This window comes from Streptococcus sp. C300 (assembly GCF_000187645.1).
Classification (GTDB): Bacteria; Bacillota; Bacilli; order Lactobacillales; family Streptococcaceae; genus Streptococcus; species Streptococcus oralis_CQ.
This window is the reverse complement of record NZ_GL732468.1, coordinates 20016-23075: the sequence shown is the minus strand read 5'-3', so window position 1 is coordinate 23075 and position 3060 is coordinate 20016. Positions and strand designations below refer to the sequence as shown.

General features: G+C 37.5%; 1 protein-coding gene and 2 pseudogenes. 2 read left to right on the top strand and 1 reads right to left on the bottom strand.

The window, feature by feature from the left end; all coding sequences use genetic code 11:
* Positions 1-355 (top strand): annotated as a pseudogene (locus HMPREF0849_RS10710) (Ltp family lipoprotein); the annotation flags it as partial.
* A gap of 198 nt (positions 356-553) precedes the next feature.
* Here HMPREF0849_RS10710 and HMPREF0849_RS10315 read toward each other — a convergent pair.
* A pseudogene (locus HMPREF0849_RS10315) lies at positions 554-926 on the bottom strand (helix-turn-helix domain-containing protein); the annotation flags it as partial.
* Positions 927-1093: 167 nt separating this feature from the next.
* On the opposite strand from HMPREF0849_RS10315, the gene HMPREF0849_RS10775 reads away from it, so the two are divergent.
* Positions 1094-3013, top strand: coding sequence for an Ltp family lipoprotein (locus tag HMPREF0849_RS10775; protein ID WP_009013655.1), 1920 nt, complete (start codon positions 1094-1096; stop codon positions 3011-3013).
* Positions 3014-3060: the final 47 nt, after the last annotated feature.

The window sequence follows — 3060 nt, the reverse complement described above, 5'->3', positions numbered from 1 at the left end:
GGGTAGATGGTGGTCGTTACTATGTAGGATACGATGGTGTATGGCAACCAAAACCAGCAGCCGGGAATCCATACTCAGCAGCTTTAAAGAGAGCACAAGGTTATAATGAGATTCATTTGTCAAAAAAAGAATTTATGAGATGTTAATTTTTGAAGGTTTTAATAGTGACACTGCACAATATGCTATCAATCATTTGCAAGCAGACTATAAGGCGAATGCCTTAGCTAAAGCAAGAGATTACCGAAAATATAGCAATCTCTCAAAAACGCAAATTTATGACTGGCTAACTTCTCCTAGTATTGACAAATTTACCAAAGAAGAAGCAAACTATGCCATTCAACATTTAGGTGACTAATTATTTAGAATAACTATTTTAACACTGATTGACAAGTCAAGTGCAACAAAGTTGTTCCTCTAATTAAGAGAGTATCTTTAAAGCTATTTGAGTGAGCTCAAATAGCTTTTTTGCGGACTATAGCCAAGTTCAAAATAGAAGGTTCTCCTATTGTCTTTCCACTCAGAACAGAATGGATTTTCCAATTTCAAAAAGGGGTTGGAGTTTATAGGTGTGAACAAAGGCATCTATGCTATGTCCCGTTGGTTTCTCTCCCATTACTTCTGTAAATTCTTTCAGAAAGTCGTCCGATAAACGATCTAGTTTCAAATAATAGCTGGCTTCTCTAGCATACTGATAACGGTTATGGGTAGCATCTGCATAATGGTGTAGGTAATAGATCTTCTGCTCATTGACTTATTTCACTTGCGTTATGGAACCACGATTCATTTTACGAGTAATAGTAGAGCAGTTTCCCCCAGTCTACGAGCAAACTCAGCAGGTTTGAGTCCTACGTTTAAATAAGCTTCAATTTCTAGTCGCTCAGCTTCAGATAAGTGCTTGTATGAGAATAATTAGTGGACATGTTCATCTTCTTTTATACTGTTTTTCGCACCTCTAGTATATCAGATGAACATGTCTTTTGTGTTGCACTTCATTTTAAAATAGTGCTTTCATAAATAGTTATTATTTGAGTGTAAAAAAATTAAGTATATGGTATACTATAGGTATAAATCATTAAAAACAACGGAGATTTTTATGAAAAAATCAAAAAAAATTTTAGTAACCAGCTTAGCAACTGCAACACTGGGACTCATTTCACTTACAGATACAACTGGAGACTTTCCTTTTTCGGCTCAGCATGTTTCTGCTCAAGAAAAGGATGCATCTAAAAATGGTAAGGTTGTAAAAGAGAATACAACTTCGGCGTCAAATCAAGCTGAGAAATCAAAAACACCAGCGCCAAAGCCCGCTGAGAAACCGAAAACGTCAGCACCAAAACCCGCTGAGAAACCGAAAACGTCAGCGCCGAAACCCGCTGAGAAACCGAAAACGCCAGCTCAAAAACCAGCTGAGAAACCTAAAAATACAAGTCCTAAAGAGGATAAGTCCAAATCTACAGCTCAGTCTGATTGGGTAGGCTCATCGTACTATGAAAATGGTGCTAAAGTTACTAATAAGTGGATTTTTGATAAAAAAGCTAATTCTTATTTCTATCTAAACTCTTCGGGAAACTATGTCCAAAATGCTTGGGTAGGCAATTACTATCTCAAATCAGATGGAAAGATGGCCAAGAATGAATGGATTTATGATAAAAACTATGGGTCATACTATTATCTAACAGGAGAAGGCAGCTACGCTCGTAATACATGGGTAGGTAATTACTATCTCAAATCAAATGGGAAGAGAGCTAAAAATGAATGGATTTATGACAATAACTATGGGTCATATTATTATTTAACAGGAGAAGGCAGCTACGCTCGCAACACATGGGTAGGCAATTACTATCTTAAATCAGATGGTAAGATGGCTAAAGCTGAGTGGATTTATGACAATAACTATGGGTCATACTATTATTTAACAGGAGAAGGCAGCTACGCTCGCAACAAATGGGTAGGTAATTACTATCTAAAATCAGATGGTAAGATGGCCAAAAATGAATGGGTAGATGGTGGTCGTTATTATGTAGGATACGATGGTGTGTGGCAACCAAAACCAGCGCCAAAGCCGGCACCAAAACCAGCTGAGAAACCAAAAACACCAGCACAAAAACCTGCTGATAAACCGAAAACACCAGCACAAAAACCTGCTGAGAAACCAAAAACACCAGCACCAAAACCTGCTGATAAACCGAAAACACCAGCACAAAAACCTGCTGATAAACCGAAAACACCAGCACAAAAACCTGCTGATAAACCGAAAACACCAGCACAAAAACCGACTGAAAAAGCTAAAGAAACAACTTCTAAACAGGATAAATCACAATCTAAAGCTCAGTCTGGCTGGGTAGGAAATTACTACCTCAAATCAGATGGAAAGAGAGCTAAAAATGAATGGGTAGATGGTGGTCGTTATTATGTTGATTCTGATGGAAAAAAGGTTAAAAGTGACTGGATTTATGATAAAAACTATGGTTCCTATTATTATCTAACAGCAGAAGGCAGCTACGCTCGCAACAAATGGATAGGTAAATATTATCTCAAATCAGATGGTAAGATGGCCAAGAATGAATGGGTAGATGGTGGCCGTTATTATGTTGAATCAGACGGTAAAATGGCTAGGGACAAATGGGTAGATGGTGGCCGTTACTATGTAGGAAACGATGGTGTGCGGCAACCAAAACCAGCAGCCGGGAATCCATACTCAGCAGCTTTAAAGACAGCACAAGATTATAATAGGATTCATTTGTCAAAAAAAAGAATTTATGAGATGTTAATTTATGAAGGTTTTAATAGTGACACTGCACAATATGCTATCAATCATTTGCAAGCAGACTATAAGGCGAATGCCTTAGCTCAAGCAAGAGAATACCAAAAATATAACAATCTCTCAAAGACAGAAATTTATGAGAGGCTAACTTCTCCTTATTTTAGAAAATTTACCAAAGAAGAAGCCAACTATGCCATTCAAAACTTAATATACCATCAGAAGGCAGCTATCCTCGCAATAAATGGGTAGGATACTATTATTATAAATCAGATGGAAAGTTGGCCAAGAATGAATGG